General features: G+C 36.9%; 17 protein-coding genes and 1 tRNA gene. 3 read left to right on the forward strand and 15 right to left on the reverse strand.

What is annotated here, in order from left to right; genetic code table 11:
- Complete coding sequence (ruvB, locus tag SJY30_RS10905) at window positions 1–1,023, reverse strand: Holliday junction branch migration DNA helicase RuvB (RefSeq protein WP_396632218.1); 1,023 nt, start codon at window positions 1,021–1,023, stop codon at window positions 1–3.
- A 129-nt stretch (window positions 1,024–1,152) separates the two neighbouring features.
- On the opposite strand from ruvB, the gene SJY30_RS10910 reads away from it, so the two are divergent.
- Window positions 1,153–3,417 (forward strand): acyl-CoA dehydrogenase, encoded by a 2,265-nt coding sequence (locus SJY30_RS10910; protein ID WP_396632219.1) that lies wholly within the window; start codon window positions 1,153–1,155, stop codon window positions 3,415–3,417.
- Here the strand turns inward: SJY30_RS10910 and SJY30_RS10915 are convergent.
- From SJY30_RS10915 to SJY30_RS10955, 9 genes are all read right to left on the reverse strand, one after another.
- Entirely contained in the window at window positions 3,414–4,241 is an 828-nt protein-coding gene (locus SJY30_RS10915) for a GIN domain-containing protein (protein WP_396632220.1), read from the reverse strand. The two genes, SJY30_RS10910 and SJY30_RS10915, sit on opposite strands and share 4 nt — an antisense overlap.
- Before the next feature lie 134 nt (window positions 4,242–4,375).
- Window positions 4,376–6,205 carry a cbb3-type cytochrome c oxidase subunit I gene (locus tag SJY30_RS10920; protein WP_396632221.1) on the reverse strand — a complete coding sequence of 610 codons (1,830 nt, stop codon included), beginning with the start codon at window positions 6,203–6,205 and terminating at the stop codon, window positions 4,376–4,378.
- Window positions 6,206–6,265: 60 nt separating this feature from the next.
- Window positions 6,266–7,369, reverse strand: a complete 1,104-nt coding sequence (locus SJY30_RS10925) for a cytochrome c oxidase subunit II (protein ID WP_396632222.1) — start codon at window positions 7,367–7,369, stop codon at window positions 6,266–6,268.
- 32 nt (window positions 7,370–7,401) lie between these two features.
- A complete protein-coding gene (locus tag SJY30_RS10930) occupies window positions 7,402–8,736 on the reverse strand; it encodes a quinol:cytochrome C oxidoreductase (RefSeq protein WP_396632223.1) in 1,335 nt (444 codons plus the stop codon).
- Between the two features lie 15 nt (window positions 8,737–8,751).
- Window positions 8,752–9,312 (reverse strand): c-type cytochrome, encoded by a 561-nt coding sequence (locus tag SJY30_RS10935; protein ID WP_396632224.1) that lies wholly within the window; start codon window positions 9,310–9,312, stop codon window positions 8,752–8,754.
- Window positions 9,313–9,314: 2 nt separating this feature from the next.
- Window positions 9,315–9,845, reverse strand: coding sequence for a DUF3341 domain-containing protein (locus SJY30_RS10940; protein WP_276471553.1), 531 nt, complete (start codon window positions 9,843–9,845; stop codon window positions 9,315–9,317).
- A gap of 2 nt (window positions 9,846–9,847) precedes the next feature.
- The gene (gene nrfD, locus SJY30_RS10945) at window positions 9,848–11,593 is read right to left on the reverse strand and encodes an NrfD/PsrC family molybdoenzyme membrane anchor subunit (RefSeq protein WP_396632225.1); all 1,746 of its coding nucleotides are present in this window, start codon (window positions 11,591–11,593) and stop codon (window positions 9,848–9,850) included.
- Window positions 11,594–11,625: 32 nt separating this feature from the next.
- Window positions 11,626–14,745, reverse strand: a complete 3,120-nt coding sequence (locus tag SJY30_RS10950; RefSeq protein WP_396632226.1) for a TAT-variant-translocated molybdopterin oxidoreductase — start codon at window positions 14,743–14,745, stop codon at window positions 11,626–11,628.
- A gap of 35 nt (window positions 14,746–14,780) precedes the next feature.
- Window positions 14,781–16,154 carry a c-type cytochrome gene (locus tag SJY30_RS10955; RefSeq protein ID WP_396632227.1) on the reverse strand — a complete coding sequence of 458 codons (1,374 nt, stop codon included), beginning with the start codon at window positions 16,152–16,154 and terminating at the stop codon, window positions 14,781–14,783.
- A 232-nt stretch (window positions 16,155–16,386) separates the two neighbouring features.
- On the opposite strand from SJY30_RS10955, the gene SJY30_RS10960 reads away from it, so the two are divergent.
- Window positions 16,387–16,758, forward strand: coding sequence for an SPOR domain-containing protein (locus SJY30_RS10960; RefSeq protein ID WP_396632228.1), 372 nt, complete (start codon window positions 16,387–16,389; stop codon window positions 16,756–16,758).
- A 56-nt stretch (window positions 16,759–16,814) separates the two neighbouring features.
- Here SJY30_RS10960 and infB read toward each other — a convergent pair whose 3' ends face one another.
- From infB to rimP, 3 genes are read right to left on the reverse strand one after another with little or no spacing between them, the layout of a single operon-like run.
- Window positions 16,815–19,631 (reverse strand): translation initiation factor IF-2, encoded by a 2,817-nt coding sequence (gene infB, locus SJY30_RS10965; RefSeq protein WP_396632229.1) that lies wholly within the window; start codon window positions 19,629–19,631, stop codon window positions 16,815–16,817.
- A 42-nt stretch (window positions 19,632–19,673) separates the two neighbouring features.
- Window positions 19,674–20,906 (reverse strand): transcription termination factor NusA, encoded by a 1,233-nt coding sequence (gene nusA, locus SJY30_RS10970; RefSeq protein ID WP_396632230.1) that lies wholly within the window; start codon window positions 20,904–20,906, stop codon window positions 19,674–19,676.
- 12 nt (window positions 20,907–20,918) lie between these two features.
- On the reverse strand, window positions 20,919–21,380 hold the full coding sequence (gene rimP / locus SJY30_RS10975) for a ribosome assembly cofactor RimP (protein ID WP_396632231.1): 462 nt from the start codon (window positions 21,378–21,380) through the stop codon (window positions 20,919–20,921).
- Between the two features lie 221 nt (window positions 21,381–21,601).
- Here rimP and SJY30_RS10980 point away from each other — a divergent pair, with 221 nt between their 5' ends.
- Window positions 21,602–22,927, forward strand: a complete 1,326-nt coding sequence (locus SJY30_RS10980) for a cation:proton antiporter (RefSeq protein ID WP_396632232.1) — start codon at window positions 21,602–21,604, stop codon at window positions 22,925–22,927.
- A 34-nt stretch (window positions 22,928–22,961) separates the two neighbouring features.
- Here SJY30_RS10980 and SJY30_RS10985 read toward each other — a convergent pair whose 3' ends face one another.
- Together SJY30_RS10985 and SJY30_RS10990 are read right to left on the reverse strand one after the other, a co-directional pair.
- The gene (locus SJY30_RS10985) at window positions 22,962–23,294 is read right to left on the reverse strand and encodes a hypothetical protein (RefSeq protein WP_051941699.1); all 333 of its coding nucleotides are present in this window, start codon (window positions 23,292–23,294) and stop codon (window positions 22,962–22,964) included.
- 252 nt (window positions 23,295–23,546) lie between these two features.
- Window positions 23,547–23,617, reverse strand: a tRNA-Gln gene (locus SJY30_RS10990).
- Between the last annotated feature and the right edge of the window lie 23 nt (window positions 23,618–23,640).

Below are 23,640 nucleotides of genomic sequence, written 5' to 3' on the forward strand. Positions count from 1 at the left end.
TCAAAACAAACCAGGTTGAATTCCTCCTTTTATTCTACCAAGGTGCTTATACGCCAATTCAGTGACTTCCCTACCGCGGGGAGTTCTCATAATAAAACCTTGTTGAATTAAAAACGGCTCATATACCTCTTCTATCGTTTCTGCACTCTCAGAAACCGCAGTTGCCAAAGTGGTAATACCAACAGGACCGCCTTTGAATTTATCAATTATAGTTGTTAGTATTTTGTTATCCATTTCATCAAGACCATGGGCATCCACATTCAATGCCTTTAAGCTAAACTTCGAAATTTCCATATCAATAGAGCCATTACCTTTAATCTCGGCAAAATCACGCACCCTTCTAAGTAAGGCATTACAGATTCTAGGTGTACCTCTGCTTCTACCGGCAATTTCTATAGCTGCTTCTTGAGAAATAGGTACGCGCAAAATTTCTGCACTACGCTCTACAATAGTAGAAAGTAGTTCTGTAGAATAATATTGCAATCGACTTTGAATACCAAAACGCGCACGCATAGGCGCAGTCAATAATCCTGACCGTGTGGTTGCACCGATTAATGTAAACGGATTTAAATTTATCTGAACCGACCTGGCATTTGGTCCAGATTCTAACATAATATCTATTTTATAATCCTCCATTGCAGAGTACAAATACTCTTCAACAATAGGGCTTAATCTATGTATCTCATCAATAAACAACACATCACGCTCATCTAAATTGGTCAATAACCCTGCTAAATCTCCTGGTTTATCCAATACGGGTCCCGATGTTATTTTAATCGACACCCCCAATTCATTAGCAAGAATATTTGCCAAAGTAGTTTTACCTAAACCCGGAGGACCATGAAACAAGGTATGATCCAATGCTTCTCCCCTTCTATTCGCGGCTTCCACAAAAACCTTTAGGTTTTCGAGCACCTGATCTTGACCGGCAAAATCATTAAAATTTACAGGTCTTAATGCTCTTTCAATATCAAGCTCCTCATTAGAGAAACCATCAGCAGATGGGTCTAAATACTCGTTCATACACTAACAAAGATAGACAAACACCAGATAACTTTAAACTTAAACCAATACCTAATTCCATTTATTAGATTTCCTAAATGACCGTTAAATACCAATGAGAAATCTAACTAAAAATCGTAAATTCATGGTATGACAAAAGAAAATTACACAGCACAAGTATTACAATATATTCCGGTTTTTTATATTATCTGGTCAGACGACCTCTTGTCGGCTTCAGAAATAAATGTCGTTGAAAACGCCATATCAAATGATGTTACCTTGTCCTCAAATGACAAAAAACAACTTAAAGCGTGGATGAATGTCAAAAATCCACCAAAAAACGAGTTATTCAAGTCTTGGAAACAATTGATTATAAATAGTGGGGTAAAGTTAGTGGAGCACGAAACGTATCCATTAACGGCTTTCAGTCAAAAAGTAGTATCACACTACCATAAAGACATATCGTACAACGATCAAATAAAAAGTATTGAAATTAATTTGGGCATTCAACCCAATCATTACAGCCATTTATTTGACGTACATATTGACTTAGAAAAAAAATCATCCCAATATTCGGCAAAAACCATAGACACTATTTTAAAAGGAAAACATGCAAAGGCAATAGATTCTTTTAGAGCCGTACTTAGTGATCCAATTTTCTCTTGGGAAGTAAGACGTAACAAAGAAGAGTTTCGCAATCATGTTCTAAAACAAGTTGAATTTTTGGCGGATAAAGGTTACGGCGCAATGGCATATCCCGAAGCATATGGCGGCACCGATGATATGGAAGGCTACGCTTACATTTTTGAGAATATGATGTGGGCAGACGGAAGTCTATCTATAAAATTTGGGGTACAATTCGGATTGTTCGGTGGTAGTATTCAGAAATTGGGCACCAAGAAACACCATGACAAGTATTTAAACGATACAGGTAAGGCTGAATTATTAGGCTGCTTTGCCATGACAGAAACCGGACACGGATCTAACGTTCGCGGAATTAAAACAACGGCTACCTATAACAAAGATTCCGAAACCATTGTCATACATACCCCAGGTAAAAACGATAATAAAGAATACATTGGGAATGCCATACATTCTAAAATGGCATCTGTTTTTGCTCAACTTATTGTAAACGGAAAAAATGAAGGTGTACATGCAATTCTAGTTCCTCTTAGGAATAAAGAACATGAATTATTACCAGGTATTACGGTTGAAGACAATGGCTACAAACTGGGACTTAACGGGGTTGATAACGGCAAAATTTGGTTTAACCAAGTTGAGGTGCCAAAAGAGAATCTATTGAACAAGTACGGTAGTATATTAGGTAATGGAGATTATTATTCAGAAATAAAGAATCCGAACAAACGCTTTTTCACTATGTTGGGTACTCTGGTAGGTGGTAGAATATGCGTTGCCAGGGCAGGTTTGGGCGGAGCAAAATTTGCATTGACAGTTGCCATTAAGCATGCTTTAAAAAGAAGACAATTTAATGATAGCGTTAAAATACAAGAAGACCTTTTGATGGATTACCCCTCTCACCAACTACGCTTGACTCCCTTAGTAGCCAGCGCGTATGTGTATCACATTACGTTGGATAAAATGATGGAGCTCTATTGCGATGAATCTCAACTAGACAAAAGACAGGTTGAAACACAGGTAGCAGGACTTAAATCCATTATTACTTGGTATGCCAACGATGCCATTCAAGAATGTAGAGAAGCTTGTGGCGGCAAGGGTTATCTTTTAGAAAACAGAATTGCAGACCTAAAAGGTGATGTTGATATATTCACAACTTTTGAAGGCGATAATAATGTATTATTACAATTAGCCGCTAAGGGTGTTCTTTCAGATTTTAAAGCGGAGTTCAACAGCGCAGGCTTTTCAACTGTCTTGAAATTATTAAGCTCTCAGCTAAGTGATAAACTGTCCACCATAAACCCGTTGTACACGAACAAAACAGATAAAGATCATTTATATAATCCTAAATTTCATGTACACGCATTAGAGCATAGAACAAGAAGATTAACCTATACCATTGCAATGCGTATTAGAGGTTATATCAAGAAAGGAATTCCGTCATATCAAGCCTTTTTAAAGGTACAAACACACTTAATGACACTTGGCAAGGCATATAGTGCCGAACTGGCGTACAAATCATTTATAGCGCACAACGACACAATGAACGACCCAGAGTATAAAGCGCTATTTGAAAAACTAGGCACCTTATATGCTCTGCACGAAATAAGAAAAGATGCATCATGGTATTTAGAGCAAGGCTACATTAGCGGAACTAAATCTAAAGCTATACGCCAAAGAGTTGAACGTCTTTGTACAGAACTGAGACCGCACCTTAATAGCCTTGTAGATGGTTTTGGAATACCGGATCACTTAATGACAGCGCCAATAGCTAACTAATTACGCTCTTTCTCTAATCTTGATTTATCTAAAAAATCAAGAATAGTTATTTCGGGTTCACCATAGAGCTTGGTTCTAGTACCACCTTTAGAACTAAGCTGTAATGTGTTCAAAGCCCTAACTTCTATATCTGGTGAATCTTCGGCAACTACAAGAACATAGTTAGCTTGAAGATCAGTTGCTTTTAGAGATGTGTTACCATACAACTTAGCCATTAAAAAATCTGTTGTACCCTCAACTTTAGCAGAGGCATTTTTATACATGTAAATATTATTACTAGCACCAGTTGTATATAATTTCACATCTATTCTATCTTTTAATGTAAGATTTAATGAGTCGCTCGCTAAGTTAAAATCTCCAGAACTAATTTCTTCCATGTTAATATCCATAATGTCAGCAGTAGCATTTAACTCTAGTCTAGATGTACCAAAGGTTTCTACACTCAATCTATCGGTAGAAATAACATCTTTCATACTAATTTTTCCATTCATCATTCTAATACTATTCAGCTCTTGAAAGAAAATAGTGATTTCCAATTTTTTCTTACCCGTAATATTATAAAACGAAGATATCTTTAGTGTACCATTCTCCACTTTAAACTTTAGCACATCTAATAAATTGTCATCTAACTCCAAAGCATAACCTTCTGTAGTTGCTTTTTGAATAACAATGTCTAAATCATCAACCAATTCAATAGCATTAAAAGGCTCTAAATCTTCGCGTACTTCAATGACATTTTTATTCCCTTTTATCTTGGGTTTACGTTGTGAATAACCATTAGCAGAAATAACCAATAGCATAATCAATAGGGCGAACTTTTTCATAGTGTTTACTTATGTTTAATGATTGAAGATATCCAATTTTAAGTAAAATTAGAACAACTTAATAATATCTTAGGATTATAACCAAAAAAAAGCCCAACTATTACTAGTTGGGCCTTATATAATCTTAATACTTTCTAATGATTCATCTCCTCTTCATTCTCTTGTAAAGGTATATGTTGAGGCACATAATCTTGACCAGTAATAATGTATTCGCCATTCTCGTAGACTTTACTATAGTCATAAGCCCATCTGTGAACTTCAGGAATAGGACCAGCCCAGTTTCCGTGAATATGCTCTTGTTCAGCAGTCCATTCTAAGGTATTTGATTTCCATGGATTCTTAGGTCCAACCTTACCATAAAATATACTATAGAAGAAGTTAGCAACAAATACCAGCTGTGCCGCTGCTGCTATAATAGCAAAAACAGTCATTAATACTTGAATATCAGTTAACTCATCAAACATTGGGAAAGCTGTATTCTCATAATATCTTCTTGGAACACCAGCCATACCAACAAAGTGCATAGGAAAGAATACTCCATAAGCACAAATTGCAGTTACCCAGAAGTGAACATAACCTAAGTTCTTGTTCATTAATCTACCTCTATACATTTTAGGGAACCAGTGGTAAACACCTGCGAACAATCCGTACAAAGCAGATATCCCCATTACCAAGTGGAAGTGAGCAACCACAAAGTAAGTATCATGAACGTTAATATCTAATGTACTATCACCTAAAACTATACCAGTTAATCCACCAGTAATAAATGTTGATACCAAACCAATGGAAAACAGCATAGCCGGGTTCAATTGTAGATTACCTTTCCAAAGTGTAGTTATATAATTAAATGCTTTTACCGCTGATGGTATTGCAATCAATAATGTAGTAAATGTAAATACAGATCCCAAAAATGGATTCATACCAGAGATAAACATATGGTGACCCCAAACGATTGTCGATAAAAATGCGATTGCCAAAATAGAAGCGATCATTGCACGATAACCAAAAATAGGCTTACGAGCATTCGTAGACATTACTTCAGAGGTAATACCCAATGCAGGTAACAATACAATATAAACTTCAGGGTGACCTAAGAACCAGAATAGGTGCTCGTACAATACCGGAGAACCACCTTGGTAATGTAAAACTTCACCTTGTATAAAGATATCCGACAAGAAGAAAGAAGTACCAAAACTTCTATCCATTATCAGTAATAATGCTGCAGATAATAATACCGGGAATGAAATAACACCAATTATAGCTGTTACAAAGAAAGCCCAAATCGTCAAAGGCAATCTTGTCATTGACATCCCTTTGGTTCTTAAGTTGATCACAGTTACAATATAGTTCAATGACCCCAAAAGTGATGAAGCAATAAATATTGCCATTGAGCTTAACCATAATGTCATACCCATACCTGAACCAGGTTGAGCCATTGGCAAAGCACTTAATGGCGGATAAATTGTCCAACCTGCTGCCGCTGGTCCTGCTTCTACAAATAATGAAACTATCATTATCGCTGAAGCAATAGCAAACAACCAAAAAGAAACCATATTCAAGAAACCCGATGCCATATCTCTTGCACCTATCTGTAATGGAATCAATAAATTACTAAACGTACCACTTAAACCAGCGGTAAGTACAAAGAATACCATAATGGTACCGTGCATAGTAACCAAGGCTAAATAAACATCGGCATCCATAACACCGCCTGGTGCCCACTTACCTAAAAGAGCTTCAAATATTGGAAAAGACTCTCCTGGCCAAGCCAATTGCATTCTAAACAATAATGACATTGCAATACCAATAAAACCCATAACAAATACCCCCAAAATAAGGTATTGTTTACCAATCATTTTATGGTCTTGACTAAAGATATACTTTGTTACAAAAGTTTCTTTATGATGATGTCCATGATCGTCGTGTGCATGATCATCTACATGTGCATGTGCTGTTGCTGACATAATCGTAATCTTATTTATATTAATTTTCTAATTATAGCTATATTAATCTAAGAGTAAAAATTACTCTGCTACTGAAACTGCACTAACCGTATTAAAAGCAGGGTTAGTATCATCTTTCATAACCGTTTCAGCAAAAGTTGATTGACTCTTCATCCATTCATTGTACTCATCTTCTGTCTCTACGATAATCTTCATCTGCATATTGTAGTGCGATTTACCACAAATCTTATTACAAAGTAAGATATAATCAAACTGCCAAGGGTCTAGAGCCTCTCCCGTACTGGCAGATTTTTCCGCTCTAATCTTATTGGTTCTTTTCACCTTATCCATTACATCTGGATTTGTTCTCATTTCTTCAGTTGTATAAATAGGAGTAAAAGAAAACTCAGTGATCATACCAGGTACACAGTTCATCTGTGCTCTAAAATGTGGCATATATGCTGAATGCAATACATCTTGAGAACGCATTTTAAAGTTCACTTTTCTACCTACTGGCAAATGCAATTCTTTAACAATAACATCGTCATGAGCATACGTATCAGCTTCATCTAAACCAAGTACATTAGCTTTATCGATATCTATCATTCTAACATTTGCCCCACCTAGTACATTATCATCCCCACCATATCTAGCGGTCCAATTAAATTGCTGCGCATAAAGCTCTACAATCAAAGGATCATCTTCATCATTGACATCCATAATAGTTGTCCATGTATATAATCCCCATAAAATAAGTCCTGCCAATACAATTACGGGTATAATTGTCCAGATAAACTCTAAACGATCATTATCGGCATAAAACAATGCTTTTTGTCCCTTTTTACCTGCATACTTATATCCAAAATAATGTAACAAAGCTTGCGTAAGTGTCTGTACTATAAAAATGATGATAAAAGATACCAACATTAAGCTATCGTACTCTTCACCATGAGCAGAACCTGCCTCTGGCAATAAGAATTTACCATATTTCCAAAAACTGAATATGGTAATTCCGTAAATGAATGCCAAAAAACCGAATAACATATAACCGTTATTCTTGTTATCACTATCAGTTGCAATTTGGTGTTGTTCAGTTTTAAGCTGAGATAATTCAAATATTTTAGTCAACTGCCAAATGGCAATGGCTACAAGAACAAGTACAGCTAAAGTTAATAATGTCGTCATTGTATATATAAATGTTATACTTTACTTAATTACTAGTAATGAAAGTGTCTACTTTCTTCAATAAAAGGATTTCTTTTTGGTTGCAAAGGCTGAGTTGAAAGCGCTCTAAAAATCCAGAATATAAATAAGCCTGCAAAAAACAATACAGAACCAATTTCAGGAATACCTATATACCAATTCTTACCAACGGTAGAAGGCATAATAGCATTAAAGATATCCATATAATGACCCACAAGTATTACAATACCTGTTAAAATTACGAACCAGTTTATTCTCTTATAATCACTATTCATCAACAACAAAACAGGGAACAAGAAGTTCATAGCCACCATACCAAAGAATGGTAATCTATAATCTGCAATTCTAGTTACATAATATGTTACTTCCTCAGGAATGTTAGAATACCAGATAAGCATAAATTGAGAGAACCATAAATAGGTCCAGAAGATACTGATACCGAACATGAATTTTGCTAAATCATGTATATGACTATCGTTTACATCTGGTAAATGACCTTTAGATTTTAAATAAACGGTAACCATAGCGATTACTGTTATACCCGATACGAACATACTAGCAAATATGTACCAACCAAATAGTGTACTAAACCAGTGTGGCTCAACACTCATTATCCAATCCCAAGACATTATAGATTCAGAAATCAAGTAAAACACTAAGAAACCAGCAGAAATTCTAAAATTCAATTTAAAATTTGAATTGTCATCAGATTCATCTTGAGCTATTGATAATTTTCTAGAATACTCTCTGTAGGCTATCCAACCAGCTAAGAATATCGCTGCTCTTATCAAAAAGAACGTAGGATCTAAGTATCCAGATTTACCCTGTAACAATGCATCGTGAGCAACTACAGTTTCATCCATCCAAATGAATAAGTGATTCATGTGAAGAACCGAAAGAAGTAAAATAACAAATACTATGATTCCCCCAGGAACCAAGTAAGCGGTGATACCTTCCATAACTCTAAACAATAACGGCGACCAACCTGCCTGTGCAGCACGTTGTATAGCGTAAAACGCTAACACCCCTAAGGATATCATAAAAAAGAAGAATGCCGCAACATATAATGCAGCCCAAGGTCTATTCTTTAATTGATCCAATAAATGCTGATCATGAGAAGAATCATGTTCTTCACCATGAGATTCGGCAACAGCGTGATCACTTTCTTTAGTTGTGTGTTCAGCTTCAGCAGCATGGGCATCACCATGACCTCCGTCATGACTTGCTACCATTTCTTTTGCCTCTGCTATAGTTCCAGGAGCCATAACAAATCCACCTATAATTCCTAATGCACCTACTATCATTAGAACGATGGAAGCTATTTTAAGTCTATTTGAAAACGTATACATAGTATTGTTTACCTATTATTTGGTTAAATCTTGTTTCAGTGTCATAACATATTCAGATACTTGCCACATCTCTTCTGTATTCATTTGAGATGCATAAGACCCCATTGAATTCAATCCGTAATGAATTGTATAATATGTAGATCCTACTGTCAAGTTTCTTACTGGGTCAGCATAACTAGGAACACCTAGTATCTTTTCTCTTTTCACTAGAGTACCCTTACCATCACCTTTATCTCCGTGGCAAATGGCACAATAAATAGTATACAATTGACCACCCTTTGCTAAATTAGTTTCCGTATTTATTGAATCTAATGGACTAGACTGTAATCTTGCCAATTCTTTACCTTCAGGTGAATTTTCGATTTCATAAGGCAACCAACCTCTGTTAATCGTATTTGCCGGCGGAACCAAAGCTTCGGCCTCATTTGGCAAAAAGTCTACCTCACTATAAGTTTCATAACCTACAGACTCATACATATTAGGCATATACTGATAGTTAGGAACACTGTCATCTTGACAAGATGTTGCTACTATAGCCAAACCGAATATTATTGCTAATTTCTTAAAACTGTTCATATTTAATGACTGTTTTTTTCTGATATATTAATTTCTACTGCACCAGTATTCATTAACAAATCTCTTAATTCTTGCTCGTTGTCATGGATTTCTATCTCCATTAAAAAATGATCATCAGTAGTTCTTACATCAGGATTTTCAGCTTCTTTAAAAGGCCATAATCTACTTCTAAGGTAAAAAGTAATAACCATTAAGTGAGCCGCAAAGAAAACTGTTAATTCGAACATGATAGGTACGAATGCAGGCAAATTCTCCAAATAACTGAAACTTGGTTTACCACCAATGTCTTGTGGCCAATCTTCGATCATGATAAAATTCATCATAAGGGTTGCAACAGTAAGACCAACCAAACCATACAAGAATGCCGTAATAGCCAATCGCGTAGGTGCCAAGCCCATAGCTTTATCTAACCCGTGTACAGGAAATGGACAATATACCTCGTCTATGTGAAGCTTTGCTGCCTTTACCTTTTTAACGGCAAGCATAAGCACATCGTCATCATCGTAAAAAGCGTGTATAACTTTAGATGCCATATTTATCTTTTGTTATTTAATAAAATTGCTGCTTGTCCTGCCCAGTCATCACGTTGTGCTCTACCCGGGAAAGAACCTGTAATAGAATCTAACAAATTATATTCGCTCTCAGTCATTCTAGCTACTTGAGCAAAAGTGTAAATTCCTATTTCATTTAATGTAGCCTCCATTTGAGGACCAATACCTTTAACCTTCTTCAAATCATCGGCTTCTTGCGTAGTGGCATCAAAAGTACCGACAGCGCTTAAAAGATCAGAGACACCCACTTTATCACCCACAGCAGGTACAACTTCACCCATTAATACGTCATCTGTAATAGGTTCTTTAATCTCTATATTCGATGTCTTGATTTCATATAATGGCTTACCTGAATCTCTTAATACCTTGTACTTTTGTCCAGAAGATTTTAAAATAGATTTAACCTCTGCCTGTGCAATTACGGGGAATGTTCTAGAATACAATAAGAACAATACAAAGAAGAAACCAATTGTACCAACAAAGATACCTATGTCAACAAATGTTGGCGAGAACATCGTCCAAGATGATGGAAGGTAATCTCTGTGTAAAGAGGTTACGATGATCACGAATCTTTCAAACCACATACCTATGTTCACAACGATAGAGATGAAGAAAGAGAACATAATACTAGTTCTTAATTTTTTGAACCACATAAATTGTGGGGAGAACACATTACAAGTCATCATTGACCAGTATGCCCACCAGTAAGGACCGGTTGCTCTGTTCAAGAAAGCGTACTGCTCATATTCTACACCTGAATACCATGCCATGAACAACTCTGTAATATATGCACAACCTACAATAGAACCTGTTAACATGATTACGATATTCATCAATTCAATATGCTGAATAGTAATGTAATTTTCTAAATGACACACTTTCCTCATTATAATCAATAATGTGTTTACCATTGCGAAACCAGAGAAGATTGCCCCAGCAACGAAATATGGTGGAAAGATTGTTGTATGCCAACCAGGTATAACCGATGTAGCAAAGTCAAAAGATACAATGGTGTGTACAGATAATACCAAAGGTGTTGCCAAACCAGCAAGTACCAAAGATACTTCTTCAAATCGTTGCCAATCTTTAGCACGACCACTCCAACCAAAACTTAACAAGCTATAGATTTTCTTTTGGAAAGGCAAAACAGCTCTATCACGAATCATAGCAAAATCAGGCAGTAAACCTGTCCACCAGAATACCAATGACACAGATAAGTATGTTGATATTGCAAATACATCCCAAAGAAGTGGAGAGTTAAAGTTCACCCATAACGAACCAAATTGATTTGGAATAGGCAGTACCCAGTATGCTAACCATGGACGACCCATGTGAATAATAGGGAACAAACCTGCTTGAACTACCGAGAAAATCGTCATTGCCTCAGCAGAACGGTTAATTGCCATTCTCCATTTTTGACGGAACAATAATAATACTGCCGATATCAAAGTACCAGCATGACCAATACCTACCCACCAAACGAAGTTGGTAATATCCCAAGCCCAGTTTACAGACTTGTTAAGACCCCAAGTACCGATACCGGTAGAGACCGTATAAATAATACAACCTACTCCCCAAAGGAATGCCACTAAGGCAATGGAAAAAACTATCCACCAGTGCTTATTAGCTCTGCCTTCAACTGGTGCGGCAATATCCACAGTTACATCGTGGTAGCCTTTGTCTCCAGTTACTAGGGGTTTACGTATAGGTGCTTCGTAATGCGACGCCATAGACTTTTGTTATAATTACTTTCTACTATTGTTTATGCTTCGTTGGTGTTTCTAACCTTAACATGGTAGAAAACGTTTGGTTGTGTACCTACATGTTCCAACAAATGATACATGCGGTCACTTTCTTTTAATTCTGCAACTTTACTCTTCTCATCATTAACATCACCAAATACAATGGCACCGTTACTACACGCAGAAGAACAAGCCGTTTGGAACTCTCCATCCTCAATAACACGTCCGTCTCTTTTAGCATCAAGAATAGTCTTTTGTGTTTTTTGAATACACATAGAACACTTCTCAATAACACCTCTAGAACGAACATTTACGTCTGGGTTCAATACCATTTTACCCAAGTCGTTATTCATATGGAAATCAAACTCGTCATTATTATTATAAAGGAACCAGTTGAATCTACGTACTTTATAAGGACAGTTGTTTGCACAATATCTTGTACCTACACATCTGTTGTAAGCCATTTGATTTTGACCTTGTCTACCATGCGATGTTGCCGCTACAGGACAAACAGTTTCACAAGGCGCATGGTTACAGTGCTGACACATTACAGGCTGAAAAGCAACCTGAGGGTTCGCAGAAGGATCTTCTAACTCACCAAAACCACCTAATGAACCATTATCACCAGACAAACCGTCAAAACCATCTTTCTTGGCATTATCACCTTCAAAAGTTTCTTCAGAAGAATAATATCTATCGATACGCAACCAGTGCATATCTCTTGATTTTCTTACTTCGGCTTTACCAACTACCGGTACATTGTTCTCAGCATGACAAGCGATTACACAAGCACCACAACCGGTACAAGCATTCAAATCTATTGACATGTTAAAATGATGCCCAATCGTACGATCAAAACTATCCCACAAATCAACAGAAGTTGCCGGAACTTCTTGATGATCTAAAGAAACCACAGGAACTTCGTTCCATTCAGCATGGTCTTTTGTATTAAATATCTCTAAGGTAGTTTCCTTAATGATATCACCTCTACCCATAAGGGTTTTATGCAATTGAATACAAGCAAACTCATGGTTACCTGCTACTTTTTGAACACTTACAGATTGGTTGGCGTTGAAGCCACTATACAGTTCAAAGGCATTAACCCCAGTCTGCATATCTTCTTTCAAGCCCACTTTCTTACCGTAACCAAAAGAAAGACCTACGGTACCTTTGGCTTGCCCTGGCTGAACAACAACAGGAACTTGCTCTAAACTAACACCGTTTACAGTAAGCTTAACATAGCTACCGTCCATACCGCCATTGGCAACATTTACATTTTCTACTCCTAATTCAGCAGCATCAGCTTTAGAAATTGTCACATAGTTATCCCAAGATACTCTTGTAATCGGATCAGGAAACTCTTGCAACCAAGGGTTACTTGCTTGCTGACCATCTCCCATACCTACTTTAGAATATAAAGTAAGTTCCATACCATCACTCGTGGTATTTGCCAAACTACGTACAGCAGAAGCCAATGAAGCATTGGTTACAACCTCAGTTGCATCTTCCGTAGCTACTATATTTTGCGCTGCACCTTCAGCATTCACTACCATTGTTTCGGTACTGAAAACACCATCTTGCAGCGCTTGATTCCAACTTGCACCATTAAGCACAGATGAAGACCAAGTTTCTTTTATATAATCATAATACGTTTGCTCGCTTCCAAGTAATTCTAAAACTACTGTTTGAAACTGCTTTGTATCAAATAATTCTTTAATTGTAGGCTGCATTAAACTATAATGCCCCTTTTTAATCTGAATATCTCCCCAAGACTCTAAATAGTGATTTGTCGCACCCACATATTGAACAGCCTCGGTAGTTTCATTCCAGTTTATAGAAAAAGCAACCGACAGATCAACCTTCGCCAAACCTTCTTTGAAATCAGCCGCATTAGGCAACGAATAAACAGGATTTACACCGTCCATCAACAAAGCACCAACTCTGCCAGCCTTCATATCTGCAATAAGAGCATTAACCGCTTTTACACTACCTTTTCTAATATACTTAGGCGCCGTAGCATCATAAGCTTTACTAGATAACATTTCATTAATTGCCAAAACAACCGCTTGCGCATTAACATCGTCCAAACCAGTCACAACAACTGCATTAGAACCTGCCTTCTTTATTTCAGCTGCAATGGAATCAACCAATGCATCATATTCTGAAGTGTTACCACCAACAGAAGTACCATTTAATTTTCCGTATAATTTAGCTAAAACAACTTTTTGCGCACTTGGCTTCATAGCCACACGCTTATCTGCGTTAGCGCCAGTTAATGACATATTCGCCTCTAACTGCACGTGTCTTGACATCTTACCATTCTTGGGCACGCGACCTCTAGAATACCCGGCATCATAACCACCACCTTGCCAATCAGCAATAAAATCAGCACCGAAAGAAACAATCAGTCCCGCTTTCTCAAAATCATAATCAGCTAAAGCGCGCTCACCATATTTATTTTCAAATGCAGTTAAAGCCGCATCTTCAGAAATAGCATCATAAGTAACATGAACAACATTCTCGTTCGCCGCGACTAAATCAGACATTAAACGATCAGTTGACGGACTTGTATACGTCTGCGTAAGTATAGCTATTTTTTTAGCCGAACCCTTAAGTCCACCCATCTTAGCTTTTACCGTTGACATTAAAACATCCCAATCAACAGGCTCGCCATTTGCCATTGGCCCTTGCAACCTTGTACTATCGTACAATGAAAGAACAGAACCCTGCACTCTCGCATTTGCAGAACCACCAACCTTAGCCAAAGTGTTATTCTCAACCTTGATAGGACGACCCTCACGCGTCTTAATTAGTATGCTTGCAAAATCGAAACCGTTAGCAATTGTTGTTGCATAATAGTTAGCAACACCAGGAACTATATTTTCGGGTAACACAACGTAAGGAATAGATTTTACAACCGGTCCTTCACATGCTGCCAACGAAGCAGCTGCAGTACTAAACCCAACATACTTCAAGAAATCTCTACGATTTGTATTTGTAGAAGACAAAGTTTCCTTGTCACCCAAGAAATCACCAACAGGAATTTGCTCTACAAATTCGTTCTGCTTTAGCGCCTCAACAATGGAATCGTTAGGATTTAACTCCGCCTCGTTCTTCCAATATTTTTTGTTTGATGCCATACGTATTATCTGTAATTAGCTTCTTTAAATTATTATTAATAGTGACATTTACCACATTCCAGTCCGCCCAATTGAGCAGCTGTTAAATTATCTACACCATATTTCTTCGAAAGCTCAGCATGAATTTTCTCGTAATACTCATTACCCTCTACTTTAACATTGGTCTCTCTATGGCAATCTATACACCAACCCATTGTCAATGGAGAATACTGATACATTATTTCCATTTCCTCTACCGGACCGTGACAAGTTTGACACTCAACCCCAGCTACAGAAACATGCTGTGAGTGATTGAAGTATGCGAAATCTGGCAAATTATGAATCCTAACCCATTCTACAGGTTGACTCTCGCCAGTGTATTTTTGATTTTCTTCATCCCAACCAACTGCTTTGTACAATTTCTTTATCTCACCAGTGTAGAATTCGTTGGTATACCCATTTTCCAAATCTTCCTGAGATGGACCCTCTGGGTTTCCTGTATATTCGTAAATTGATTTATGACAGTTCATACATACATTTAACGAAGGTATACCTGAGTGTTTAGACACCCTAGCGGAAGAGTGACAATACTTACACTCTATCTTATTATCACCAGCATGTATTTTATGGGAATAATGAATAGGCTGTATAGGCGCATAACCTTGATCGACCCCAACCTGCATCATCCAGCCGTAAGCAAAATAAGCACTACCCAATAATAAAATTATTGCAGTAACTAAAACCAAAAACTGATTTTGAGCAAACGCTTTCCAAATCGGAGTTCTTTTCTCTGCATTCTCTTTTTCAATAACAACACCGTTTGCCTGAGCTATACGCTGTAGTGTTTTGTTCACCAACAACAACATAACCACCAACAAACCGAATACAAGAACTAAAGCCCCTAAAATAATTTCATTGGAAACACCTGAAGAACCTCCCGACCCACCAACTGCTACTTCACCTGCCCCTGGAACAGCTGCAGGCGCGGCTGCCGGAGGAGCCGCAGTATAAGCCAAAATATCATCAATATCAGCATTAGACAATGTTGGAAAAGCAGTCATCGCCGCTTGATTGTACTCAGCATACAATTTGTTTGCATAAGCATCCCCTGACTTAATAACACCCGGACTATTTTTAATCCAAGCATACAACCATTCTCTGTCTAAGCCTTCTTCTTCACTCAATCTAGCTTCCACATTCATCAATGCAGGACCGGTCATCTTACGATTCAATGCATGGCAAGCAGCACAGTTTTGATTGAACAGTGATTTACCATTTTTTGCATCTCCTGCACCAGCAGCAGCTTCAGTAACTGTTGCATCAGCAACAGCTTCTTCTTGCGCTATTAAAGGGCTTACAAAAAGCAAAAATACAATTAGGGATAATCCTAAAATTTTAGAAAACTGATTTCGGTTTGGAACCTTTTTCATATATCGAATATTTCTATCGGAATCTTGGCATGATTTTGGTCATAGATGAAACCAATTATAATCCACCAAATGCCTAAATCGACCACAAAAATACGACATAGACTTTCATTTGCAAAATGTTAATGTATCTATAATTTACAATTTAGAAATATTCTAAATAGATCAAGATTTATTTGTTTGACCCTTAATAAATTACTTTTGCCCTGAATGAAAATAAAATTGAAAATAGCTTATGAAAATTATAAGTACCCTCTTAGTTTTTGCTTGTTTTAGTCACTTTGGCTATGCACAAAGTGCAAACGCAGAAATACAACAAGATCCAAAGATTGATCAATTGCTAGAGATTTACAAGTCATCTCTAAGCAACAATGAATACTACAGAATTCAAGTTGGCTTTGGCAACTATGCAAAAGCGCAAAGAATAAAAGCAAACGTAGAAGAGGACTTTCCTGAACTTGCCTCTAAAATTGACTTTGATTCACCGACATATCGTGTAAGAGTTGGCAGATTCACTTCTAGATTAGACGCCGAACGAAAGTTCAACGAAGTAAGAATAAAGTACCCCGATGCAATGCTATTAAAACCAAAAAAATCGACCAAATAGGTCGATTTTTTTTTGCTTTATTTTTAAAGAGATTTAGAAACTCTTAAATGAAAATACTACTTAGATTTTAACTTTTTCTTCACCGCAACCTCTTGGAACGCTTCAACGATATCACCTTCATTGATATCATTATAGTTCTTAATTTGAAGTCCACAGTCATAACCTTTAGCTACCTCTCTTACATCATCTTTAAATCGTTTTAATGAAGATAATGTACCGGTATAAATAACTACACCATCTCGTATTAATCTAATATTAGAGTTTCTAAAGATTTTACCGCTCGTTACCATACAACCTGCAATAGTACCAATTTTAGAAATCTTGAATGTTTCTCTAATTTCAGCAGTACCAGAAATCTCTTCTTTCATTTCTGGAGACAACATACCTTCCATTGCATCTTTAAGATCGTTGATCGCAGCATATATAATAGAATACATACGAATATCGATCTCTTCTTTCTCAGCAATAGCTTTAGCATTACCCATAGGTCTTACATTGAACCCGATAATTACCGCATCTGATGCAGAAGCCAATAACACATCTGATTCTGTAATAGGACCAACTGCTTTATGAATAATATTTACCTGAATTTCATCTGTAGATAGTTTCTGGAAAGAATCTGTAAGTGCTTCAACAGAACCATCAACATCTCCCTTAAGAATAATATTAAGTTCTTTGAAATCACCTAATGCAATTCTACGCCCAATTTCATCAAGTGTAATATGACGTTGTGTTCTTACAGACTGCTCACGTTGCAATTGAGATCTTCTCGAAGCAATTTGTTTTGCCTCACGCTCATCTTCCAGCACATAGAACTTATCACCTGCCTGCGAAGCACCATCAAGTCCTAAAATAGATATTGGAGTAGACGGCCCTGCATTCTTAATATTATTACCCCTCTCATCTTGCATTGCCTTGATCTTACCACTAGTGGTACCGGCCAATACATAATCACCTATCTTAAGTGTACCCGACTGAACCAGTACAGTAGACACATAACCTTTTCCTTTATCTAAGAAAGCTTCTACCACGGTTCCGGTAGCATGCTTATCTGGATTAGCTTTCAACTCTAACAATTCAGCTTCAAGCAAAACTTTTTCCAATAATTCTTTAACACCTAAACCAGTTTTGGCAGAGATATCATGAGATTGTATTTTACCGCCCCAATCTTCAACCAATAAGTTCATCTGTGCTAAACCTTCTTTTATCTTATCAGGATTAGATGTGGACTTATCAACCTTGTTAATTGCAAAAACGATTGGCACACCAGCAGCTTGCGCATGGCTAATTGCTTCCTTCGTCTGTGGCATGATATCATCATCAGCAGCAATTACGATAATCGCGATATCGGTAACCTGGGCACCCCTTGCACGCATAGCGGTAAACGCTTCGTGACCCGGTGTATCCAAGAAAGCAATTCGCTCTCCATTTTCAAGTGTTACCCCATATGCACCAATATGCTGTGTAATACCACCACTTTCACCGGCAATTACATTTTCTTTACGAATGTAATCCAACAAAGAAGTTTTACCGTGATCCACGTGACCCATTACGGTTACAATAGGAGCTCTATGTTTTAAATCTTCAGGAGCATCTTCCTCCTCTACGATACTTTCTTCGATATCTGCAGTAACAAAATCAACTTCATAACCAAATTCTTCGGCTACGATAGATAATGTTTCAGCATCTAAACGCTGATTCATGGTCACCATAATACCTAAAGACATACAAGCAGAAATAATCTCGGTTGTAGAAACACCCATCATAGTAGCAACCTCGGTTGCCGTAACGAACTCGGTTACTTTAAGTACCTTGTTCTCTAATTCTTGTTGTTCTAGATCTTTTTCGGTCTGCTCACGATGCTGATCCCTTTTACTTCTTCTGTACTTGGCCCCTTTACCCTTCTTAGATTTACCTTGAAGTTTTTCTAGGGTTTCACGTACTTGCTTTTGAACATCTTCTTCGGTAGGCTCAACCTTTGCCACTGGCGCAAATCTTCCTCTACCTTTATTTCTATCACCTGGTTTCCCTGTGCTTCTATTTTGACCTGGACCAGAAGTATTTTTTGTTACAATTCTTCTACGTCTCTTTTTGCGATCTGCACCGGCAGCAGGTTTTTTATCTTCTTTCTTTTTCTTAGGCTTTTCAAACTTGCTAAGATCAATTTTCTCACCAGCAATTTTCGGACCTGATAATTTTTGATATTGGGTCTCTATGGTTTTAGGAGCTTCTGGCTCTTCGGTAGCAGGTTCTACTTTGGCAGATTCCTGTTTAGCTTCTGGCTTAGTAGCTTCTTCTGCTTTTGGCGCTTCGACCTTAGCCTCTTCTTTCTTATCCTCTGTCTTTTTCACAGGCTGGGAAACTATTTTAGGTCCTTGTAATACAACCTTTCTAGTTTCTTTTACCTCTACCTTGGGCGCAGTCTTTTCTTCAACCTTAGGAGCGACTTTTTCCTCAGCTTTCGGAGTTTCCTTAACAGGCTCCTCTTCCACTTTTTTCTTAGGATTTAAGTCTATTTTACCAACCATCTTAGGTCCGGAAAGCTCTACTTTACCAACCAAGGTTTTATCTTCAGATTCAGCGTTTCTTCGCTCACGGGCCAAGCGACGATCTTCTTGTTCTTTTTCTAATCGAACTCGAATTGCTTCCTTCTCTTTACGCTTTTCCTCACCAACTTCTTTTGAGGCTACCTTTTTGCTTTTATCCGTCTGGAACTCGTCAAGCAAAACCTGATAAACATCATCAGAAATTTTTGTGGTAGGCCTCGCTTCCACATCATGTCCTTTTCCGTTAAGAAAGTCCACTGCCCTATCCAAGGAAATATTAAGTTCACGAAGAACTTTATTAAGCCTTATTTTTGCATTGTCTGCCATAAATACTGATTCCCGTTCTTTTATTTAAGTGCTAATATATAGCTAATCTTCTAATTCTTCTTTTAGGATACGCACAACTTCTAAAATTGTTTCCTCTTCTAAATCTGTACGTTTCACTAAATCGCTAACATCTTGCTCCAAGACGCTACGTGCTGTATCAAAACCGATTTTCTTGAATTCTTCGATAACCCAAGCATCGATTTCATCAGAGAACTCTGTTAATTCAACATCTTCCTCAACTCCTTCACGGAATACATCTATCTCATAACCAGTTAATTGACCAGCTAATCTTATGTTGTGACCACCTCTACCAATTGCCTTCGAAACCTCTTCTGGCTTTAGGTAAACTTGCGCCGTCATCTTCTCATCGTTCAACTTAACAGATGAAACCCTAGCCGGACTCAACGCTCTAGTAACCAACAACTGCTGGTTAGCTGTCCAGTTAATAACATCGATATTTTCATTACCCAACTCACGAACAATTCCGTGAATTCTTGAACCTTTCATACCTACACAGGCACCAACAGGATCAATACGATCATCATAAGAGTCAACAGCCACTTTCGCTTTTTCCCCTGGTATTCTAACCGCTTTTTTAACAGTAATCAATCCGTCGAACACCTCTGGTATTTCTTGAAAAAATAATTGTTCTAAGAATTTAGGTGAACTTCTAGACATTATAATAGTAGGTTTTGCACCTTTTAATTCTACACTTTCGATAACACCTCTTACATTATCCCCCTTACGGAAGAAATCAGAAGGTATTTGTCTATCTTTCGGCAAAATAATCTCATTACCCTCATCATCTAACAGAATGATGGCTTTATGACGAATGTGATGAACCTCTGCCGTATAAATTTCACCCTCTAAATCTTTAAAGTGCTTATAGATAGTTGTATTATCATGCTCATGAATTTTGGAAATTAGATTTTGACGTAATGCCAAAATTGCCCTTCTTCCTAAATCTATCAACTTAACTTCTTCAGACACATCTTCACCAACTTCAAAATCTGGCTCAATTTTACGAGCTGCAGACAATGAAATTTCCTCATTTGGTTCTTCAACTTCACCATCGTTAACAACGATACGGTTTCTCCAAATTTCTAAATCCCCTTTATCTGGGTTGATAATGATATCAAAGTTATCATCTGAACCAAACTTCTTTTTAAGCGCATTTCTAAAAACATCTTCCAAAATGGCCATCAATGTTACCCTGTCTATGAACTTATCGTCCTTAAACTCTGAGAAAGATTCAATTAACGCAATATTTTCCATTGGTAATTACAATTAAAATTTTAATACAACTTTTGCTTTAATAATATCTGAAAAATTTACTTCTTCTTTTTTCTGAACAGTCACTTTCCCCTTACCTATAGGCTTAGGCTCTCTAGCTTTCCATTCCAGAACAATAGAATTATCGTTCACAGCGGTTAAATTTCCTTCAAACTTATCGTCATTTGTACGAACTTCAAGTTTTCTGCCAACATTTTTTACATATTGACGCGGCATAACCAACGGAGCCGCTGCACCAGCAGAGGCAACCTCAAGGGAAAAATCGTGTTCATCGCGATCTAAATTATGTTCAATAGCCCTACTTATTTTTATACAATCGCTAACCGTAACCCCATGGTCACCGTCTATTACAACATGAATGCTATTATCAGCACCCATAGTGAAATCGATTAAAAATAGGGAGGGGTCTTCTTGAAGACCTTGTTCCAATAATTCTTTTACTTTTTCCTTTAGCATAAATAATAAGTAATAAAAGAGGGGACTAATTGTCCCCTCATGAATACTTTTATATCCTTTCAGCTTTGCAAATATACAATAAATTTAATTTCCTACAATAGACTATTCCCACCTAATTCACTCACTATGAAAACAATCTAAATAAATAATTAATACCTCAAAAATATCCTCTTTTAGAAATTATCTTATTTTTAGCAAAACACCAACCAAAATAATACGTAATGGAAATTATTTCATCTTACAACCTTATCATAGGGGCTTCTTTAATTGTAGTTTTATCATTCTTTTTTAACGGCATTTCTAAAAAAACGAATATACCAGCAGTTCTCATGCTCATTGTTCTGGGGATTCTTATCAAAATAGGATTAGAATTCTTTATACCAGAGATTCCAGACTTTAAAGGTTCTTTAGAAATTTTAGGTACTGTTGGTCTTATAATGATCGTTTTAGAAGCTGCTTTAGAACTAGAATTAAAAAAAGAAAAATTATGGCCCATTCTCAAATCAATGGCCATTGCTTTAATTGGTTTGGTAGGCTCTGCGTATGTTGCCGCCTTGATTCTATACCAATTTATCCCTAATATGACTATGCAATCTGCATGGTTATATGCCACACCGTTGTCTATTCTTTCTAGCGCCATAATTATACCAAGCGTTGGCGGACTAAGTGAAGCTAAAAAAGAATTCCATATTTATGAGAGTACTTTTTCTGATATCATGGGTATTATGATGTTCTACTTTTTAACAGGAAAACTAAATCCCGCAGAAGACTCGGGTGTTGCTGGTTTCAGTATAAATTTCGTTGTAACTATAGTAATAGCATTGGTTGCCAGTTATGCGATTATTTTAGTATTTCAACGCATAAAAAGCCAAGCAAAACTATTTTTATTGATTTCTGTCCTGTTACTTCTTTATGCCATAGGAAAGAAAATGCACCTATCATCTTTAATTATCATTCTAATATTTGGTTTGATCGTAAAAAATGTCAACTTATTTTTCCCCGGTAAGACCAAAATCTTTCTTGAAAAGGAAAGAATGCAACAAATTTATCATGAATTGCACATCGTCACTCTAGAAACTGCATTTGTAGTCAGAACTTTCTTCTTTGTAATATTTGGTATCACCATAGTACTTTCATCATTACTGAGCATAAATGTTGCTATAGTAAGTTTATTAATTATAGCATCTATTTATGTCATACGGTTTTTGATACTTATAGTTTTTGTTGGCAAAGACATGTTACCGCAGTTATTCATTGCCCCAAGGGGATTAATTACCGTACTACTTTTCTATGCCATACCTATGGAAGCACAAATTGAAGGATTTGAATCTGGCATACTATTATTCGTTATAATAGCTACTAGCTTAGTAATGACATGGGCTATGATACGTGATAAACGAAAAATGGGTACCATGCTAGATGAAATTGACGAAGAAATAACCGAAAGAAATTTAGCCGAAGACGCAATTAGACAATCAGAAGACGAAGAACTTTTAGAGATAGAAGATGACACTCCAGAACAAATTGACCCGGAGACCTCGCACTAAAAAGAAATCTATAAAATTAGGAAGTTTGATTAAACTATTGAGGCATGAAAGATGCATGTACCTCAACTTGATCACTATATGCTTGTGGCTCAGAATCCTCTAAACTATCTACTTCTTTACGAAAACGAAGTATCATTAGTGTATCTAGCTGTTGATCAATACTATCTTTAAGCACTCTCCAGTTAGAAGAGTTCATTTTATTATTGTACTCCATGATCTTGTTGAAGCGATCTAAATTATAACGATTCGCTTTCCAAGCATGGGCAGTACTTTCTTCATGTTTCACATCTTGCAAGTAGAATCCAATTCCAAATCCAAGTAAAACAACAATCAATAAAATCTTTAAAACTTTTGGAGAGAGTTTCATAGGGTTAAGTTCTTTAGGGTACCAAAGTATATAATAACATTGTCGAAATGGTTTCTTTTCCGATGTATTTGTAACGTTATCGGTTTAAATGTACAAAAATACTGACACACAGTTAACCATTTCTTCACATTAAGTACTTATGTACGTATGAATAGCAAAGAACTAGCTTTAAAAAGGCTTTTAAAATGACATAGGTCATAAAAACAAAAATCCCGATATCAAATGATATCAGGATTTTCTTTGTTCTCTTAGTTGGCCCACAAGGACTCGAACCTTGAATGACGGTACCAAAAACCGAAGTGTTACCATTACACCATGGGCCAATACCTTTTTAAGAGGCTGCAAA

It is taken from the genome of Maribacter sp. R86514, assembly GCF_044597005.1.
GTDB lineage: Bacteria > Bacteroidota > Bacteroidia > Flavobacteriales > Flavobacteriaceae > Maribacter.